This is a genomic window from Streptomyces sp. ISL-36 (assembly GCF_018614205.1).
Lineage (GTDB): Bacteria > Actinomycetota > Actinomycetes > Streptomycetales > Streptomycetaceae > Streptomyces.
Window position 1 is genome coordinate 100,147 of record NZ_JAGGOS010000043.1, and the last position, 18,591, is coordinate 118,737.

The 18,591-nt window shown below is 72.7% G+C and carries 12 protein-coding genes and 1 pseudogene; 7 read left to right on the top strand and 6 right to left on the bottom strand.

What is annotated here, in order from left to right; all coding sequences use genetic code 11:
- Positions 1–45 precede the first annotated feature (45 nt).
- Positions 46–1,041, top strand: coding sequence for a hypothetical protein (locus tag J7E93_RS11720; RefSeq protein ID WP_215068180.1), 996 nt, complete (start codon positions 46–48; stop codon positions 1,039–1,041).
- Between the two features lie 227 nt (positions 1,042–1,268).
- On the opposite strand, the gene J7E93_RS11725 is transcribed toward J7E93_RS11720, so the two are convergent.
- Both J7E93_RS11725 and J7E93_RS11730 read right to left on the bottom strand, forming a co-directional pair.
- Positions 1,269–4,727 (bottom strand): S8 family serine peptidase, encoded by a 3,459-nt coding sequence (locus tag J7E93_RS11725; protein WP_251066407.1) that lies wholly within the window; start codon positions 4,725–4,727, stop codon positions 1,269–1,271.
- A 14-nt stretch (positions 4,728–4,741) separates the two neighbouring features.
- Positions 4,742–6,847, bottom strand: coding sequence for a M14 family zinc carboxypeptidase (locus tag J7E93_RS11730; protein ID WP_215068184.1), 2,106 nt, complete (start codon positions 6,845–6,847; stop codon positions 4,742–4,744).
- Between the two features lie 407 nt (positions 6,848–7,254).
- Here J7E93_RS11730 and J7E93_RS36985 point away from each other — a divergent pair.
- Positions 7,255–7,592 (top strand): annotated as a pseudogene (locus J7E93_RS36985) (hypothetical protein); the annotation flags it as partial.
- A gap of 37 nt (positions 7,593–7,629) precedes the next feature.
- Here the strand turns inward: J7E93_RS36985 and J7E93_RS11735 are convergent.
- On the bottom strand, positions 7,630–8,136 hold the full coding sequence (locus J7E93_RS11735; protein WP_215068186.1) for a hypothetical protein: 507 nt from the start codon (positions 8,134–8,136) through the stop codon (positions 7,630–7,632).
- A gap of 632 nt (positions 8,137–8,768) precedes the next feature.
- Entirely contained in the window at positions 8,769–9,224 is a 456-nt protein-coding gene (locus tag J7E93_RS11740) for an iron chaperone (protein ID WP_215068193.1), read from the bottom strand.
- A 222-nt stretch (positions 9,225–9,446) separates the two neighbouring features.
- Here J7E93_RS11740 and J7E93_RS11745 point away from each other — a divergent pair, with 222 nt between their 5' ends.
- Complete coding sequence (locus tag J7E93_RS11745) at positions 9,447–9,623, top strand: hypothetical protein (protein ID WP_215068195.1); 177 nt, start codon at positions 9,447–9,449, stop codon at positions 9,621–9,623.
- Positions 9,624–9,731: 108 nt separating this feature from the next.
- Here J7E93_RS11745 and J7E93_RS11750 read toward each other — a convergent pair whose 3' ends face one another.
- Positions 9,732–10,031 (bottom strand): hypothetical protein, encoded by a 300-nt coding sequence (locus J7E93_RS11750; protein ID WP_215068197.1) that lies wholly within the window; start codon positions 10,029–10,031, stop codon positions 9,732–9,734.
- Positions 10,032–10,236: 205 nt separating this feature from the next.
- Between J7E93_RS11750 and J7E93_RS11755 the strand changes: the two genes are divergently transcribed.
- The 4 genes from J7E93_RS11755 to abc-f all read left to right on the top strand — a co-directional run bounded on the left by J7E93_RS11755 (position 10,237) and on the right by abc-f (position 14,966).
- The gene (locus tag J7E93_RS11755; RefSeq protein ID WP_215068264.1) at positions 10,237–10,980 is read left to right on the top strand and encodes a PP2C family serine/threonine-protein phosphatase; all 744 of its coding nucleotides are present in this window, start codon (positions 10,237–10,239) and stop codon (positions 10,978–10,980) included.
- 179 nt (positions 10,981–11,159) lie between these two features.
- Entirely contained in the window at positions 11,160–12,119 is a 960-nt protein-coding gene (locus J7E93_RS11760) for a D-2-hydroxyacid dehydrogenase family protein (protein ID WP_215068199.1), read from the top strand.
- Between the two features lie 146 nt (positions 12,120–12,265).
- On the top strand, positions 12,266–13,228 hold the full coding sequence (locus tag J7E93_RS11765) for a nucleoside hydrolase (RefSeq protein ID WP_215068201.1): 963 nt from the start codon (positions 12,266–12,268) through the stop codon (positions 13,226–13,228).
- A gap of 139 nt (positions 13,229–13,367) precedes the next feature.
- A complete protein-coding gene (gene abc-f, locus J7E93_RS11770; RefSeq protein WP_215068203.1) occupies positions 13,368–14,966 on the top strand; it encodes a ribosomal protection-like ABC-F family protein in 1,599 nt (532 codons plus the stop codon).
- An 18-nt stretch (positions 14,967–14,984) separates the two neighbouring features.
- Here abc-f and cobN read toward each other — a convergent pair whose 3' ends face one another.
- Entirely contained in the window at positions 14,985–18,590 is a 3,606-nt protein-coding gene (gene cobN, locus J7E93_RS11775) for a cobaltochelatase subunit CobN (protein WP_215068205.1), read from the bottom strand.
- Position 18,591 lies beyond the last annotated feature (1 nt).

Below are 18,591 nucleotides of genomic sequence, written 5' to 3' on the forward strand. Positions count from 1 at the left end.
GAGACTGCGATACTCGGCCGTCGTCGATCAACAGGGGGGGACAGCATGCCGGCTTGGTTCGTGCGCATATCAGGCGGGCTCGCCTACACGGCGGCCGCGCTGCTGAGCCTGTGGGTGTCAGGGCTGCCCGCCGGCGTCGCGCTGCCCGCGTCCGGGCTCGTGGCCCTGGCCTGGGCCGTGGTCGTCCTGGTCTGGCTGCGGGTCGTCGCGCTCTGGCTCTGGTGGTCCGACGACAACTACTTCTGGATGCCGGCTCACCGATCCCGCACGGAGAGGTCGGACGCAAGGCCCCTGTCCTTGGAGAAGGGCGCCGGCAGCGTACGCCGGCAGCGGCCCAGCGTTCTGCGGCGACTGGCGGCGTACGAGTACGCGAGCGTGCCCTGGGTGTACATGCGGCAGGCCGCCGTCTGGCTGCTGGTCCTGCTCTCCTTCATGGCGCTGAGCGTCCTCGGCCACTCGCACACGTCGCAGCACATCCGCTCGCTGGTCCGGGCCGGAGCCGCGTACTCGACAGCCACAGTGACGGAGGTCGTCGACGTCACGGAGATACGTGACGACGAGGACAGGGTGACGGGCTACCACGCCACACTGCTCCTGGCCCTGCCCGATGGCAGCCGGGTCCGCTCGCAGGGTGCCTACACCGAGGACGAACCGAAGCCGAACAGCCGGGTCGAGGTGCTCTGGGCGCCCACCGCGACGGCGTTGGGCGGTGTGGTGGCAGAGGGCGAACCACTCGAGCGCCACCTGGACCGCGAGTGGGGCCTCACGCTGTACGGGATGGTCATCACGGCGTTCGCCCTACTGCTGGTGCTGGCGTGCATGTTGCCCATATCGGTGGGCGCCGAAGCGGACAACCTCCAGGACCTGGCATGGTCCCCGGTCGAACAGACCGTGCACGCCGCCGCCGTCACGGGCATTCTGCTGGCCGCCCTGCCGTACCTGTCGGGCACGTTCTCCGATGGCAGTGTGCAACTCGGGGCGGCCTGCTTCGGCCTGTTGGCCTTGTACATCGCCATGCCGATCCGGGCGCTCTTCATATGAGGGACGGCCGGCGTCTGTCCGGCCTGCGGTCCAGGCAAACTCCCGGCCGACCTTCGGCGGTGTACGCGACGTCGCCGCTCCGTGCCCCATCCGTGCCCAGAAGAGCGGCGAACAACGTTCGTCAGAAGCGCCGAAACGGCGGCCCCAGCGGACCGGCCGGGTGCCATAACCACAGGAAGAAGGCCCTGGTCAGAGACCAGGGCCTTCGTCGTTGGTGCGTCAGTGCGTCAGCGGAAGCGGGCCCGTGTCAGGTCCCGGGCCGTTTCGGTGTCGTGGTGCAGGAGGCGGACGACGATCGTGTGGTGGCCGGTGCCGTACGTCGAGGTGGGCAGGGGGAACGACCAGGCGGCGAGGCCCTCGGCGGGGTGCCAGGCGTCCGGGGTGGTGGGGGCGTTGCGGGGGACGACCTGCCATTCGACGCGGGCGTCCGGAGTGACCCGGAAGCTCGTCCGCGTGACCGGGGACGGTGTGCCGTCCCGGACGGCGCGGGCGTACAGCACGTGGTCGCCGACGGGCAGGCGGCCGGCCTCGGCCCGCCAGGTGCCGGTGGTGTCGTCGAGGCGTGCGGAGACCGGGGTGGCGAAGCTGTCGTCGTCGACGGACAGCTGCACCCGGTGGGTCTCCGGGCGGCCGCCGACGCCCTCCGGGTCGGTGCCCGGGTCGGGGAAGGCGAACCGGCCTCCGGCGACGACGGTCTCGCCCTCGACGGCCTCGGTGCCGTCCCCGGGTGCGGCGAGGGTGACGCCGAACGCGAGGCCGGACGCAGGCAGCGGGGCGGGGTCCAGAGCCAGTTTCGTGGCGTGGTCGCCCTCGTAGCCCACCGTCAGCAGCGCGGTGGTGTCGGAGAGCAGGTGGACGGTCAGCTGCTCCCCGGTGAAGGCGTGCCGGGCGGTCTCGAACTCGATCGTGAGCTTCGTCCAGGCGCCGGTGACCGGCTGGGTGGTGGCCTTGCCGCGGCCGATCTCCCGGTCGGTGGCGTGGAGGACGACCGTCGGCCCCACCAGGGCGGCCGGGGCGCCGGTCTTCACGTACAGCTCGGCCCGCGCCTTCGAGCCCGCGGCGAGCGGCTCGGTCAGGGTGTCCGTGGCGGGGTGCGCGGCGGTCGGCAGGTAGGGGGCCGCGGCGGAGAGGGTGTCGCCGACGGCGCAGCCGTCCGCGTCGCCCGCCCGGTCCGTGCGGTCCATGGTGCGCTCGGCCGAGCAGTCCGGCGGCTGGTGGAGGTGGTAGGTGAAGGAGTGGGAGGAGTAGGGGCCTTGGGGTGCGGGTGCCGCGTCCTGGGCCTTGAGGGTGCGGTTCAGTACGTCCAGCGCGGCCGTCGGCGTGGCGACGTCGGTCAGGTCCGTCGACATCCCGGTGGGCAGCGGCGACGGGTCGTCCGTACCGTCGCCGTCCCGGTCGTAGCCGCCCCAGATGCTGTCCCGGACGGCGCGGTCGGCGGCGAAGAAGTCGTCCTCGACGGGGCGTTCGGGGAGCAGGGCACGGCCGAGCAGGACGTCCACCGCGCGGCGTGCGGTTTCGGGCGTGGCGGCGCCGTAGCCCTCGAAGAGGACGTTGCCCGGCGTGTGGGGCGAGCCCACCGGCCAGGTCGCGGAGGGCAGGTTGTCCTCCCCGAGCGGGTAGGCGTTCTTCAGGACGGCTTCGCGGAGTTCGGCGCGGGTGAGCCGGCCGTCGTGGAGGTACGCGCTCTCGGGCACGGCCGTGCCCTGCGCGACGACCTGGCCGCTCTTCTGCCCGGCGCGCGGGTCGCCGAGGGCCTCGCGGACCCGCTGGAGGGTGGTGCCGAAGACACCGGCCGTGTACGGGGTGGCGGCGGAGGTGCCGCTGAACTGGTCCTGGCAGTGGACGCCGGTGTGACACGCCGAGGGGAGGCTGCCGATCCCCCAGGACGAGAGGTGGACGGGCATGCCGTCGCCGACGACGGCCCGCTGGTCGTTGCGGCGCAGCGCGCCGACGGTGATGTTCCAGTCGGGCCCGGTCTGGTCGGAGTGCCAGGTGCTGACGGGTACGTCGAAGGCGTTGCCGACGCCGTTGCCCGCGGCGAACAGGACGGTCTGGCCGCGTTCGGCGGCCGCCTTGGTCACCTCCTCGCCGCTGACGACCGGGCCGGCCGGGAGGCCGCCGACGTAGCCGAAGGAGTGCGAGGTGATGTCGACCCAGGGGTAGGTGGTGGCGACGGTCTCGTCCAGACCCTCGACCATGACGAGGAGGCAGGTGGGGCAGTAGCCGTAGCGGTTGCCGGCCGAGACGGATGCCGATCCGGTGCCGTGGCCGTGGTCGTCGAGGACGGGGTGGACGCCGTCGAGGCTCGCCGAGTACGCGCCGATGATCTTCGTGCCGGGGATCCAGTGCAGGCTGCCGCCCGGCACCCGGGTGCTCGTCCACAGGTCCTTGTCCTCGGCCGGCAGATAGCCCTTGGCGAGGGTGACGGGGATCGCGCGGGCGGAGGCCGGGTAGCCGGGGATGTACTCCGAGGGGTGGCGGGTGAAGTTCTTCGTCAGCGCCAGGACGTCGGGGTCGGGGTAGGTACGGGCGGAGAACTCCAGGTGGTACGGGTTGATTCCGGTGTCGGCGATCCCGATGACGGTGACCGGGGGCGCGGTGTCGAGCCGGTCGGCGGCGCCGACGAGCACGGAGGTCGTCTCGCGCCGTTCCAGGCCGGCCGCGTCGGTGGCCTTGAGGGTGACCAGGTGCCGCCCGTCCGGCAGTCGGGCCGAAAGGGACGTGCCCGTACCGTCGTCGAAGTGTCCGTCGGCGTCGAGGTCCCAGGCGGTGGCGACGGGGGCGGTGCCGCCGGTGACCGTGCCGCTGAGCCGCTGTTCCGTACCCGTTTCGAAGGTGTACGGGCCTCCGGCCGTGACGACAGGCCTCGGGTCGGCAGTGCCCGTGCGGGCGACGACCCGCGCGGTCAGCTCGTCGGCCGCGGTCGCCCACTTCACGGCGACGACCTTCCAGGTGCCGGGGGTGGGCGAGGCGACGGAGGTGTTCTCCGGGTGTCCGGACGATTCGGACTTCGCCACGACCGTCCCGGACGGGTCGGTGACCCGCAGGTCGTAGTCCTGGGCGGTGGTCTTCCAGGACAGGGTGACGTCCAGGGACCGTACGCCGGACGGGACGGCGAAGGGGAACTCCACGGTCTGGCCGGTGGGGAACGCGCCGGGGGTCGGGTCCGTCCTGGTCTCGTTCAGCAGGTCGCGGCGGGTCTCCTCGCCCACGGCGACCTTCACGGTGTCGGTGGCGATCGCGCCCGCGGCGTCGGTGACGGTGAGTTTCACCTCGTACGTGCCCGGGGCGAGGCCCGTCGTGTCGAAGGCGGCGCTCGCCGCGTCCGCGTCGGTGAGCGTGCCGTGCGTAGCCGTCCAGGCCCAGGTGTAGGGCGCGGTGCCGCCGTAGGCGCTGCCGATCAGCACGGCCTTCTCGCCCGCGGTGACGAAGGAGCTGTCGCCCGCGTCCGCGTGGACCGGGGCGGGTTCACCGGGCGTCCCGGGCGTCCCGGGCGTGCCGGGGGCGCCGGTACGGGCCGTGCCGGTCACGTCGACGGTGCCGCTGACCGGCTGCCTGACCGTACCGTCGACGACCTGCTGGTCGCCGACCGTACCGACGGAGATGCCAGGGGCTTCGGCCGCGACGGCGGCCGGGGGCAGGGACACCGCGAGCGCCAGCGAGGTGCCGGCGGCGATGCGTTTCAACCAGGCGCGCCTCATCAGCCGTTGCTCCACTTCTTCGCGCAGGTCTTCAGGTCGGCCTTGACGCGCCCGCCCCGGTCGACGACGACGGGCACCCGTTCGAGGACCGTGCCGTTCTTCTCGCAGGAGAGGGTCCAGTTCTCGACGAGTCCGCCGGTCTGCTGCTCGGTCGCGTCGTACAGGGAGGCTGTGAGCGTCCAGGAGGGCGTGGCGGAGGCCCAGTTCTCGACCCGCAGGACGTACGTACCCTGCGCCGGGCTGTCGAGGAGCACCCGTTCCTTCACGCCGACGGATCCGGCGGAGCTGCCGACCTCGGTGAGGGTGCCGTCGGTGTTCTTGCGCAGCACGCGCAGGTCGAGGTCGTCGGGGGTCGGCCAGTCGAGCTTCACTTCGAGGAGGTCGGCGGCCCGGTCGACCGTGAACTCCTGGTCGGTGGCGAGCGTGGGCGCGGTGGTGCCGGTGTACGACTGCCGCTTCAGCGGCTCGGAGGAGATCACCCGGGTCTGGCGGGCCTGGACGACGGGCCGCGTGGAGGGGTTGACGTGCCAGGTGTACGAGCCGGCCGCGCCGACGGTCAGGGTGGTGTCGAGGGTGTCCTGGACGACGCCCGCCCAGGTGGGGGTCGCGAAGGTCTTCTTCAGCCGCAGGGTGGCGCCGGCGGGTGCCTTGCCGGTGAGGACGGAGTGCGCCCGCGGGTCGACGGCGTTCTCGAGGGCCAGCAGGAACGCTTCGCGGTTGCCCTTCCCCGCGTACGCGCCCGCGCCGAGGTACTCGTCGACGACCTCGGGGAACGGCGGGTGGAATTCGTCCGGGCCGATCTCGAAGGTGTAGCCGTAGCCGCCGGTCGCGTTGTACGACCAGTCCTCGGTGGTGCCGGTCGTGTCGTACAGCTCCCAGCTGTGCTGGCTCGTGTAGCCGTTCTGCGCGGCCATCCGGTCGCCGAGTTCCTTCAGCGCCACCTCGTCCGGCGGGTCGCCGACGGGCAGCCCGTCCTGGCCGATGGTGTCGGGCGCGACACCGTTGGGGCGCAGCACCAGGTTGGAGAAGGTGTGGTTGGTGATCAGGCCGGTCACCTGGCGGCCGCTGACCAGGGCGCGGATGTTCCGGGTCTCCGGCTCGGAGAAGGGGGCGGCGCCGCGATAGGTGGCCTGTACGGGCTCCGCCGCGGCGCCCGGGCCGCCCCAGAAGCCGCCGTAGTTGCGGTTGAGGTCGATGCCCGCGCCGAAGCCTCCGGGGCTGCTCACGAGGCCGCACTCGCCGGCGAGGGGGGACAGGCCGTCGATGATGCGGCAGTTCTTGCGCTTGTACGCGTTGCCGGGCGTGGCCAGGATCGAGCCGGTGCCGCCCTCGTCGACGGTGCGCAGGTCGACCAGCTGCCCGTCGTTGACCGACTTCTCGAAGCCGTCCACGTTGACGACGGGGACGACGATCACGCGTGCCTTCCGCAGCAGGTCGGTGATGCGGGCGTCGTGGCCGTGGTTCTCGGCCAGGTCGTAGGCGAACTCGACGGCGTGCTCGCCGGAGGGCCATTCGCGGGCGTGGTGCAGGCCCAGCATGACGAAGACGGGCCGGCCGTCGTCGACGGCGTCCACGTGGTCCGCGATCTCGACTCCGTACACCTGCTTGCCTTCGAGGCTCTTGTACGGCAGCGCGAACTTCCGGACGAGGCCGGGGTGCCCAGCCGCCAGGCGGTCGAGGTCGGCGTTGTAGTCGGAGAGCGTGCGGTAGGAGTCGCGCCCGGAGGGGAGCGGCGAGGCGGTGGTGGCGGCGGCGTAGGCGCGGTTGGCGGCGTTGACATCGGATGCGCGCCGGACGAGGTCGGGTATGCGGACCTGCCAGTCGAGGCCGGCGGCGCGCAGCGTGAGGGCATCGCCCGCATGGTGCAGGACGACCTCGACGTAGTCGTGTCCGGCGTGTTCGGTCAGGTCCAGGCCGAGGGCCACGAGCCTGTCCTTGTCGGCGCGGGTGGGGGTGTCGACGGTCACCAGCTGCGGGCGGAACGTCTCCGCCGCGGCAGCGGGCGCCGTACCCATGGGGAGCAGTCCGCCACCGGTCACGGCGGCCACGGCGACGGTGACGGCGATCGCCCTGAATCTGCGAGATCGTCGGGATGAAGCGACCACATGAACTCCTGTCACAAGGAGCTGCGCCGAGTGGGAACGGCACGCCTGTGGGCTGCCGGCTCACCGGGCGTTGCCCGTTCCATGGGGGGAGGCGCACGGAACATACCTCAGGTCATGGCATGTACACGAGCAGTTGCGCGAAAGATCCGGAAGGCAACCCTCCGGCGGTTCCGGCCCCTCCGTGAAGGGCGCGCCGGACTACGGCGGCGTGCGTGCGTGCCGTTCCGCCTCGACCTCGGCAATCCCGACGCCCTGCTCTCCGGCGCTCCGGCGCTCCGGCGCTCCGGCTCTCCGGCTCTCCGGCCGACTGCACCTGCGACCGTCGCCCGCCGTCCGAGCGTTGACAGCCAAAGGTCGTCGTCGAAGGCCCGGCCGTCGGACGCGACGGCTGACAGCGCTCGTGGAACGCGGGCACGACGACGACGGCCGCCCGGGCCGGTGCACATGAGGTGCTGGTGCCCCAGATGGCGGACCAGCCGTACTGGGCCGGTCGTTGGCCGACCTGGGCATCGGCGCGGCGCACGACGGTCCGAATCCGGCCTTCAAGTCCCTGTCGGTCGCGCTCAAGACGGCCCTGACCCCCGGGACCCGGGCAGGGGCGACCGCCGTGGCCGCCACGATCCGCACCGACGGTGCGGCGGTGGGGTCGGCGGAGAAAGGCCGTCCCGGTGCGCGTGAACCACCGCGTGCCACTGCCTGCCGCTGCCTGCCACTGCCTGCCGCTACGTACCGGTCAGGGTCGTGAGGGCGCCGGAGCGATCAGGCGATCAGCGGTCGAGCGATCAGCCGAGGCACACGCCGATCAGGCACACCTGCGTCGGCGACGCCGGGTCCGACGGCGAGGTGATCGGCACAAGGCCCAGCAGCGAGGTGCCGGTGGCCGCGGGGTGCTCCGCAGTGGGAGCCGGCGTCGTCGTCTCGGGTGTCGTCGTCTCGGGGGCCGGGGTGTCGGCGGTGCCGGTGTCCGTCCCCGTGGACGCCGCCGGTGCGGTCTGTGGGGCGGCCGGCGCCGGTGCGGTGTGCGGCGTCCCGCTGCGGGACGCGGAGAGCTCGGTCGTGGCGTCGGTTTCCGGCTGCCGGTTCGTCGTCGACGTGCGCGGCATGGCGGTGGCTGCGTCCTGCCCCCGGCCGGTCGTACGGGGAGGGGTGCCGGGCTGTCGTGCGGCCGCTCCGTCCGGCTGCTCCTGCGACCCGGCGGTGGCCGCTGCCTGCGACGCGGTCGGCGCCGTGACCGGCTCCGGCGGCGGGGCGGCGTGCGTGTGGCTGGTCGACGGCCTGCTGGACGGCATCGCGGCAATGGTGAGGCCGCCACCCACAAGGGCGACCGCGGTCGCGGCCACGGCCCGACGCCGGTGCTTCTTCCACCGTGCCAACTGCCGCCGCCGCGCCGCCCGGCCCTGCCCCGTACGGTCGGCGCCTTCGAGACCACCGGACGCATCGGTGTGCGAGGCATCCGCCACCGCGGCCGCGGAAGCGGCGTCACCGATCGGTGCGGCATCGGAGTGAGAGGCGCCGCCGGAGGACCCCGGAGCGAGACCCTCCGCTGCCGGCCACACCTCCAGCGTCGTCGCGGGGGAGGCGACCGTGTTGTGGGCACGACGGGAAGGCGGGGCTATGTCAGGAGCGTAGGCACCGCACCCCGGACACACGAGCGCCCCATTGAGGTTCCGGCGGCACGAGGAGCAGTAGTCCATCTGCGATCTTTCTGTGGTGACTTGGTGACTGCGCCGCCGAGGAGGCCGGAGGCGCTTTCACGTTCGCACGTGGGATCGAGCGGCCAGTAACGCTAGCGGCACACCTCGGTCTTGATGCGCACCCCTTGTGATGCTGATGCAAAGATTTGAGGGGATGCTGCGGCGTCGTCCCGGACCGGGTGAAGAGAGTGTGCAACCGTCCCGCCGCCCTCGCCCCGCCCGCCCCGTCAGCCGGCCGCTTTGGCGATGAGGGCGGCGATGCGCTCCTCGTCGGCGGCGGTCAGCTCTGTCAGGGCGTAGGCGGTCGGCCACATGGTGCCGTCGTCGAGGGTCGCCGGGTCGTTGAAGCCGAGGGTGGCGTACCGCGACTTGAACTTCTGCGCGCTCTGGAAGAAACAGACGACCTTGCCGTCCTTGGCGTACGCGGGCATCCCGTACCAGAGCTTCGGCGAGAGGGCCGGCGCTCCGGCCTTGACGAGGGCGTGGATCCGCTCGGCGAGGGCGCGGTCCGCATCCCCCATCTCGGCGATCTTCGCGAGTACGTCGCTCTCCCCGTCCGCCTTGGCCGCGCGCGGGGCGCGGCGCGCGGACGCCTTCAGCTCCTTGGCGCGCTCCTTCATCGCGTCCCGTTCCTCGTCCGTGAATCCGTCGTACGTCTTGCCGGACGTCTGCGTGTCCTTCATTGCGGATTTCCCCTCGTGCACGGCCTGTTCGGTCCCTCTCATGCTAGGGATCCGGCCCCGGCCGTGGCTTCTCCGAAACTGATCGACCGCCGCCCACCACGACCTCCCCGCCGAGGCGGTGCGCAGTGGCGGGCGCGCCGCAGTGGGCGCATGTCCGGGGGCATAACGGGCACGCGTCCCCACGTGGAAACACGTGGAAACACATCGTGAGGAGGTCTCCCCATGAAGGAACCGGATCGGGGAAGCAACAAGTCGGGGCCCAGGCTCGACGAGGAACGCAAGAAGGAGGTGGAGGGGCAGGTCCGCTCCGGCCACCCCACCCGGGCGGAGGAGTGGCACGACCCGGAGCCACCCGTGGACGAGCCCCCGTACACCCAGGACGAGGGCGGGAGGGAGTGACCCTCGTGGCCCTCGCGGGACGCGGCCTCGCGGAGCTGACGCGGCGCAGCGGGACGCGGCCTCGCGGGCCACGCTGAGCGGACGACCCTGCGACCTGCGAAGAGGACGTCACCGGTCGAGCGTGGTGAAGGCCACCTCGAAGTGGTCGACGGAGACCACGCGCTGGCCTTCCCGCTCCGACGCCTTCTCGCGGATCTCGGCCGCGCGGTCCTCGCTCGCCCGCATCGCCGCCTCGTCCTCCCAGAGCGTCAGCGACCTCGCCTTCCCGGTGGCCCGGTCGACGAGGTAGTACGCGCCGCGGAAGCCGGGGAGGTCCCGGACCAGCCGGACGATCTCTTCCGATTTCGCGGTGAGGTCGCCCTCCGGCGGAACCGGTGACCCCTGGTAGGTGCTCAGCCTCGCGAACATCGCCGGAAGTCCTTTCCTGACCGGGCTACCGGTCGGTGAACCGGCAGCTCCAGGACCAGCGTGCTCCGCCGGGCCGGACCCCGCACGCCGAGGCCGCGCCCCGCCCACCGAGCCGGTCCCGCCGACGGCGGGACAATGGGGTGGGAGCCCGGGTGCGAGCCCGGGCCGGAAGCCCCCTTCCGTCGTGGAGAGGCGGGACGTCGTGGTGCCGTACATCGCTGTGACCGCCTTGAGCCATGCAGGGCTGGTCCGTGAGCACAACGAGGACAGTCTGGTCGTCGGGCCGTGGACCCTGTGCGCGACCGTGACCGAAAGTCCCCAGACGCTGCTCTTCCCGCTCGGCAGACCGCTCGTCGTCGCGGTCGCCGACGGGCTCGGCGGCCAGCCGGCCGGCGAAGTGGCCAGTGCGATCGTCGTACGCCGTCTCGCCTCGGCCGGGCCGGAGCTGGACGGCGCGGAGAGCCTCGGCGAGGCCGTCGAAGGCTGTAACCACGCGGTGTACACGGCTGCCGCCGGCCGCCCCGAGCTGACCACGATGGGGACCACGGTCGCGGGGCTCCTCCTTCTGGAGGAGTCGGCGCTCTCCTTCAACGTGGGTGACAGCAAGGTGTACCGCATGGCGGAGGACGGGCTGCGGCAGGTGAGCGTGGACGACAGCCCCCCGCCGGCGCCGGGACGGCGCACCACGTCCGCCGTCACCCAGACGCTCGGCGGCAGCCGCCTCCCCAGCACCGTCACCCCTCACGTGGAGGCCTTCCCGCTCTCCCCGGGGGAACGCTGCCTGGTGTGCAGCGACGGGCTGACCGATCCGCTGCCCGACGAGGAGATCGAGGAGCTGCTGCGGGCCCACGACGACGACGGCAAGGCCGCTTTCGAGCTGTGGAAGGCCGCCATCGAGACCGGTGGCCCCGACAACATCACGCTCGCCCTGGTCCGCGTCGGCGCTTGAGCGGACGCGACGCCGCCCGAGTAGCCCCCTCGCCCCGTCGCGCCCCCCGTGGACGCCTCCTCGCCCCGCGCGCACCCCGTGGACGGCCTCCTCGCCCCGTCGCGCACCCCGTGGGCGCCGCCGCCCTCGCACCTCGTCGACCCTGTCGTCCGGGCGGCTCCCTGCGCGATCATGCGTCCATGAAGCTGCGCTGCGCCGTACTCGACGACTACCAGGGCGTCGCCCTCGCCTCCGCCGACTGGAGCCCCCTCGCCGACCGCGTCGACGTACGTGTGCTGCGCGAGCACCTGACCGACCGGGACGCGCTCGTCGCCGCCGTCGAGGACTGCGAGGTCCTGGTGGTGATGCGGGAGCGGACGCCGCTGGACGGCGAGCTGCTCAAGCGCCTGCCGCGGCTGCGGCTGATCGTCACCTCCGGAATGCGCAACGCCTCCATCGACCTGGCCGCCTCCGCCGGCCTCGGGATCACGGTGTGTGGCACCGACAGCAGCTCGGAGCCTCCGGCCGAGCTGACCTGGGCGCTGATCCTGGGTCTGGCCCGACAGGTACGGACCGAGGCGCAGGCGCTGCGCGAGGGCGGGCCGTGGCAGTCCACCGTCGACATGGACCTGGCCGGGCGCACGCTCGGGCTCGTCGGCCTGGGCAAGATCGGCGGCCGGGTCGCCCGCGTGGGGCTCGCCTTCGGCATGGACGTCCTCGCCTGGAGCCCGCACCTGACGGACGAACGGGCCGCCCAGCACGGCGTGCGACGGGCGGCGAGCAAGTCGGAGCTGCTGGAGAGCGCCGATGTCGTCTCGCTCCACATGGTCCTCTCGGACCGCACCCGGGGCCTGATCGGTGCGGAGGAACTCCGCGCGATGCGCCCGTCCGCGTACCTCGTGAACACCTCGCGCGCGGGCCTGGTCGACCGCGAGGCGCTGCTGCGGGCGCTGCGGGAGGGCTGGATCGCGGGGGCGGGCCTCGATGTCTTCGACGCCGAACCGCTGGCGGCGGACGACCCGTTGCGCACGCTGCCGAACGTCCTGGCCCTGCCCCACCTCGGGTACGTGACGGAGGGCAACTACGGCCGCTACTTCGGGCAGGCGGTCGAGGACATCGAGGCGTTCCTTGCCGGTGCACCGGTACGCGTCCTCGGGTGACATCCCCGCCCCGGCGGTCGCCCCGACGGTCGCCCCGGCGGCAGCCGCCGTGAAGCGCGGAGGAGGCATCGAAGGGTGGCATCGAAGGCGCGCGGGGCAGCACGCGTACACGTGACGGCGGGGCGGCGGTGTGGGACGGTGGCCGTATGCCGGTACCCGTGATCCTCGACTGCGATCCCGGTCACGACGACGCCTTCAACATCCTGCTCGCCGCCGCCCATCCGGCCGTCGAGCTGCTCGCCATCACCACCGTGGCCGGCAACCAGACCGTGGAGAAGACCACCCTCAACGCCCGCCGGGTCTGCGCCGTCGCCGGGATCCGCGGGGTGCCGATCGCGGCGGGCCGGGACCGGCCGCTGCACGGTGCGCCCCTGGTCGCCGAGAACATCCACGGCGGCTCGGGCCTCGACGGTCCGGGCTTCGGCGAGGGGGAACCGGACGTCCCGCAGGACCCCCGGGACGCCCTCGGCCTGATCCGGGACACCCTGCTCGCCCACCCCGCGCCCGTGACACTGGTGCCGACCGGGCCGCTGACCAACATCGCCACGCTTCTGCTCGCCCATCCGGAGCTGATCCACCGGATCGAACGGATCGTGCTGATGGGCGGTTCGGCGGGGCGCGGGAACACCACGCCGGCCGCGGAATTCAACATCTTCTGCGACCCGGAGGCGGCGGACATCGTCTTCACCAGCGGGCTGCCGATCACGATGTTCGGTCTGAACGCCACCCATCAGGCGCGTGCGACGCCCGACGTCATCTCCCGCTTCGCGGCGCTCGGAACCCCGCTCGGCAGGCTCTGCATCGAGCTGCTGACCTTCTTCGCGGGAACGTACCGCGAGGTCTACGGCTTCGACGCCCCGCCGCTCCACGACCCGTTGACCGTGGCGCATCTGATCGACCCGTCGCTGATCAGCCTGGTACGGGCCGCGGTGAGCATCGAGCTGAGGGGGACGTACACCCGGGGCGCGACGGTCGTGGACCTGGACGGCGTGACGGGCCGCCCGGCCACCGTCGAGGTGGGCATGGAGGTCGACGTTCCGGCGTTCTGGGACCTGATCGTGGAGGCGGTACGGGTGCTGGGCGCCCGCGACGACGCCGCCCTGCCCTAGCCGACCGCGTTCCCCAGAGTGACGAGACGCAGCGTCTTGCGGAAGCAGGCGCGAAGGGTTTACCTTCTGGTAAGTGACAAGACGAGACGTCTCGTCTTGCCCATCCCTCGCCCTACCCCGCAGCCGAGACGCACGAAGGATGTCGCCCTTGTTCCGTGTCCAACTCACCGACGTCACCAAGCACTACGGCGACCGACCCGTCCTCGACCGGATCTCCCTCACCGTCCGTCCCGGCGAACGCGTCGGCGTCGTCGGTGACAACGGCTCCGGCAAGTCCACCCTCCTGCGGCTCCTCGCCGGCCTGGAGGCCCCCGACAACGGCACCGTCGTCGTCGACTCCCCCGGCGGCCTCGGCCACCTCGCCCAGACCCTGGACCTGCCCGGCACCGCGCGCGTCGGTGACGCCGTCGACCGTGCTCTCGCCGACGTACGGGAACTGGAGCGGCGGATCCGGGCGGCGGAGGCGGCCCTCCACGAGACGGAGGACCTCGCCGGTTACGCCGGACTGCTGGCCGCCTACGAGGCGCGCGGCGGACGCGATGCCGACCGCCGGGTCGAGACGGTCCTGCGGCGGCTCGGCGGACGCGGGCCGCTCGACCGGCAGCGGCCCCTGGCCACACTCTCCGGCGGACAGCGCTCGCGGCTCGCGCTCGCCGCGACGCTCGCCGCCGACCCCGAGCTGCTGCTCCTCGACGAGCCGACCAACGACCTCGACGACGAGTCCGTCGCCTGGCTGGAGGAGCGGCTGCGCACCCACCGGGGGACGGTCGTCGCCGTCACCCACGACCGGGCCTTCCTCGACCGGGTCACCACCACCGTCCTGGAGGTGGACCACGAGCGGCGCACCGTACGGCGCTACGGCAACGGCTATGCGGGCCACCTGATCGGGCGGGCCGCCGAACGGGCCCGCTGGGAGCGCGAGTACGAGGAATGGCGGGCGGAGATCGCCCGGTACGCGGCGCTCGCCGACACGAACATCGACCGCTTCTCCGCGATCCCGCGCAAGGCCCCGGCTGCTTTCAGCGGGGCGGGCGCCTTCCGCGCCCGGTCACGGGCACACGGCGCGATGGGCAGGATCCGGGCGGCGCGGGAACGGCTCCAGCGGCTGCGCGAACACCCGGTGGCGGCGCCCCCGGCCCCCCTCCGGTTCACGGCGGCCATCGAGGGCCGGCCGGCGCCGGTCGCCCTCACCGACGTACGGGTCGACGGCAGGCTCCGACTGGACTCCCTGCACCTGGAGCCCGGGGAACGACTCCTGGTCACCGGCCCGAACGGCGCGGGGAAGACGACGCTGCTCAAGGTCCTCGCCGGCGAACTGGCCCCGGACCGCGGGACGGTGACGGCTCCGCCCCGGGTCGGCGTACTCCGTCAGGACCTCGGCCTGACGAACGACCGGCGCACGGCCGCGGAGGCCTTCGGCGAGGGCCGCGAGGAGGAACTCCTGGCCCTCGGACTCTTCACCCCCGCCGACCTGACCACCCCGGTCCGCTCCCTCTCGGCCGGCCGGCGCCGCCGACTGGAACTGGCCCGCCTGGTCACCCGCCCCGCCGACCTCCTCCTCCTCGACGAGCCGACCAACCACCTCGCCCCCGGCCTGGTGGAGGACCTGGAGGCGGCCCTCGCCCACTACCCGGGCACGCTGGTGATCGTCACCCACGACCGCCGCCTGAGGGAGACCTTCCGGGGCCTACGGCTCGCGCTGACCCCCTGGTCCGCCCCGATCAGCGGCGCCGCGTAGCAGGATTCAAGAGAACGCTCAGCCCTCGTCGCCCTCCAGGTCGCCCTCCGTCTGGAGGAAGACCTGACGCAGTGCCTCCAGCGTCTTCGGGTCCGGCTGCGACCACATGCCCCGGGACTCGGCCTCCAGGAGGCGTTCCGCGATGCCGTGCAGCGCCCAGGGGTTGGCCTCCTTGAGGAAGGCCTGGTTCTCCGGGTCCAGGACGTAGGTCTCCGTCAGCTTGTCGTACATCCAGTCGGCGACCACGCCGGTCGTCGCGTCGTAGCCGAAGAGGTAGTCGACGGTCGCCGCGAGCTCGAACGCGCCCTTGTAGCCGTGGCGGCGCATCGCCTCGATCCACTTCGGGTTCACCACCCGCGCCCGGAAGACCCTCGACGTCTCCTCGACCAGGGTCCGGGTGCGGACCGTCTCCGGGCGGGTGGAGTCGCCGATGTACGCCTCGGGGGAGGTGCCCGTCAGCGCCCGGACCGTCGCCACCATGCCGCCGTGGTACTGGAAGTAGTCGTCGGAGTCGGCGATGTCGTGCTCGCGCGTGTCCGTGTTCTTCGCGGCCACGGCGATCCGCTTGTACGCCGTCTCCATCTCCGTGCGCGCCGGACGGCCCTCCAGGCCGCGGCCGTACGCGTAACCGCCCCACACCGTGTACACCTCGGCGAGGTCCGCGTCCGTGCGCCAGTCGCGCGAGTCGATCAGCTGCAGGATGCCCGCGCCGTACGTGCCGGGACGCGAGCCGAAGATACGGGTGGTCGCGCGCCGTTCGTCGCCGTGCTCGGCCAGGTCGGCCTGCGCGTGCGCCCGTACGAAGTTGGCGTCCGCCGGCTCGTCGAGCGAGGCCGCGAGCCGTACGGCGTCGTCGAGAAGCCCGATGACGTGCGGGAACGCGTCCCGGAAGAAGCCCGAGATGCGCAGCGTGACGTCGACGCGCGGGCGGCCGAGCTCCTCCAGGGGGATCGGCTCCAGGCCGTTCACCCGTCGCGAGACGTCGTCCCACAGCGGGCGGATGCCCAGCAGGGCGAGCGCCTCGGCCACGTCGTCACCGGCGGTCCGCATCGCGCTCGTCCCCCACAGGGACAGGCCCACGGAGGTCGGCCACTCGCCGTTGTCGGTGCGGTAGCGCTCCAGGAGCGAGTCGGCGAGCGCCTGACCGGTCTCCCACGCGAGCCGCGAAGGGACGGCCTTGGGGTCGACCGAGTAGAAGTTCCGGCCGGTCGGCAGCACGTTCACCAAGCCGCGCAGCGGCGAACCCGACGGGCCGGCCGGCACGAAGCCGCCGTTCAGCGCGTGGACGGCGTGCGCCAGTTCGTCGGTCGTGCCCGCGAGGCGCGGTACGACCTGCTCGCAGGCGAAGCGGAGCACGGCCGCGACATCCGGCCCGTACGCGCCGGCGAGCGCCGGGACCGCGTCCACGGCCCAGTCCGCCGCCTCCATCGCCTCGACCAGCTCGCGCGCCTTCGCCTCCGCCTCGTCGGCGGTCCGCAGCGTCGCCGCCGACTCGTCCAGACCGAGCGCCTCGCGCAGGCCGGGCAGCGCCTGCGTACCGCCCCAGATCTGCCGGGCGCGCAGGATCGACAGCACGAGGTTGACCCGCGCCTCGCCCTCCGGCGCCCCGCCGAGCACATGCAGACCGTCCCTGATCTGCGCGTCCTTGACCTCGCACAGCCAGCCGTCGACATGCAGCAGGAAGTCGTCGAAGCCGTCGTCCTCGGGCCGGTCCTCCAGGCCCAGGTCGTGGTCGAGCTTCGCGGCCTGGATCAGCGTCCAGATCTGGGCGCGGATCGCCGGCAGCTTGGACGGGTCCATGGAGGAGATCTGCGCGTACTCGTCGAGCAGCTGCTCCAGACGCGCGATGTCGCCGTAGGAGTCGGCGCGCGCCATCGGCGGCACCAGGTGGTCGACGAGGGTCGCGTGCACGCGCCGCTTGGCCTGGGTGCCCTCGCCCGGGTCGTTGACCAGGAACGGGTACACCAGCGGCAGGTCGCCGAGGGCCGCGTCCGGGCCGCACGCGGCGGACAGGCCGGCGTTCTTGCCGGGCAGCCACTCCAGGTTGCCGTGCTTGCCGAGGTGGACCATGGCGTCGGCACCGAAACCGCCGTCGTCCTTCGACGCGGCGATCCAGCGGTAGGCGGCCAGGTAGTGGTGGGACGGCGGGAGATCGGGGTCGTGGTAGATCGCGATCGGGTTCTCGCCGAAGCCACGCGGCGGCTGGATGAGGATCAGCAGGTTCCCGCGCCGCAGGGCCGCGAGGACGATGTCGCCCTCGGGGTTGCGGGACCGGTCAAGGAACATCTCGCCGGGCGGCGGACCCCAGTGCCGCTCGACCGACTCACGGAGCTCCTCGGGCAGCGTCGCGTACCACCGCCTGTAGTCGACGGCCGCGATACGGACGGGATTGCGGGCGAGCTGCTCCTCGGTGAGCCAGTCCTGGTCGTGGCCGCCGGCCTCGATCAGGGCGTAGATCAGCTCGTCGCCGTCGCCGGAGACGAGGCCGGGGATCTCCTCGACCGGGCCGAAGTCGTACCCCTCCGCGATGAGGCGCCGGAGCAGCGCCACGGCGGAGGCGGGGGTGTCCAGGCCGACCGCGTTACCGATCCGGGAGTGCTTCGTCGGGTACGCGGAGAGGACGAGCGCGAGCTTCTTCTCGGCGTTCGGGATGTGGCGCAGGCGGGCGTGACGGACGGCGATCCCGGCGACGCGGGCGGCGCGCTCGGCGTCGGCGACGTAGGAGGGCAGGCCGTCCTCGTCGATCTCCTTGAAGGAGAAGGGAACGGTGATCAGGCGGCCGTCGAACTCGGGCACCGCGACCTGGCTGGCGGCGTCCAGCGGGGAGAGACCCTCGTCGTTCTCCTCCCACGCGGAACGTGAGCCGGTGAGGCAGAGCGCCTGCAGGATCGGCACGTCGAGGGCGGCGAGCGCGCCCGCGTCCCAGGCCTCCTCGTCGCCGCCCGCCTGCGCCTCGGCCGGCTTCGTACCGCCGGCGGCGAGGACGGTGGTGACGATCGCGTCGGCGCCGCGCAGCCGCTCCAGCAGCTCGGGCTCGGGGGCCCGCAGGGACGCCACGTAGAGCGGCAGGGCCTGGGCGCCGGCGTCCTCGATCGCCTCGCAGAGGGACTCGACGAAGGCGGTGTTCCCGCTCATGTGATGGGCGCGGTAGTAGAGCAGGGCGACGGTCGGGCCCTCGGTCGTACGGGGCTCCCGGTCGAGCGGGCCCCAGGTCGGGGCGGCGGCCGGCGCCTCGAAACCGTGGCCGGTGAGCAGCACGGTGTCGGAGAGGAAGCGGGCCAGCTGCTCCAGGTTGTCCGGGCCGCCGTGCGCGAGGTAGGCGTGCGCCTCGGTGGCGACACCGACGGGGACCGTGGAGGCTTCCATGAGCTGGGCGTCGGGGGCCTGTTCACCGGAGAGGACGACCAGCGGCTTTCCGGTGGCGCGCAGTGCCTGAAGCCCCTCGTCCCAGGCCCGCAGGCCGCCGAGGAGGCGTACGAGAACGAGGTCGGCGCCGTCCAGGAGGTCCGGGAGCGCGTCGAGGGCGAGCCGGGAGGGGTTGGCGAACCGGTACGCGACCGGGCCGCCGGCCGCGCGGGCGCTGAGCAGGTCGGTGTCGGAGTGCGACAGCAACAGAATTCGCATG

What these genes read in the sequence shown, in the direction of transcription:
- J7E93_RS11720 (WP_215068180.1), top strand. Translation starts at nt 46, where the DNA reads ATGCCGGCTTGGTTCGTGCGCATATCAGGCGGGCTCGCCTACACGGCG.
- J7E93_RS11735 (WP_215068186.1), bottom strand. Translation starts at nt 8,136, where the DNA reads ATGCCGTCCAGCAGGCCGTCGACCAGCCACACGCACGCCGCCCCGCCG.
- J7E93_RS11740 (WP_215068193.1), bottom strand. Translation starts at nt 9,224, where the DNA reads ATGAAGGACACGCAGACGTCCGGCAAGACGTACGACGGATTCACGGAC.
- J7E93_RS11745 (WP_215068195.1), top strand. Translation starts at nt 9,447, where the DNA reads ATGAAGGAACCGGATCGGGGAAGCAACAAGTCGGGGCCCAGGCTCGAC.
- J7E93_RS11750 (WP_215068197.1), bottom strand. Translation starts at nt 10,031, where the DNA reads ATGTTCGCGAGGCTGAGCACCTACCAGGGGTCACCGGTTCCGCCGGAG.
- J7E93_RS11760 (WP_215068199.1), top strand. Translation starts at nt 11,160, where the DNA reads ATGAAGCTGCGCTGCGCCGTACTCGACGACTACCAGGGCGTCGCCCTC.
- J7E93_RS11765 (WP_215068201.1), top strand. Translation starts at nt 12,266, where the DNA reads ATGCCGGTACCCGTGATCCTCGACTGCGATCCCGGTCACGACGACGCC.
- abc-f (WP_215068203.1), top strand. Translation starts at nt 13,368, where the DNA reads ATGTCGCCCTTGTTCCGTGTCCAACTCACCGACGTCACCAAGCACTAC.
- cobN (WP_215068205.1), bottom strand. Translation starts at nt 18,590, where the DNA reads ATGCGAATTCTGTTGCTGTCGCACTCCGACACCGACCTGCTCAGCGCC.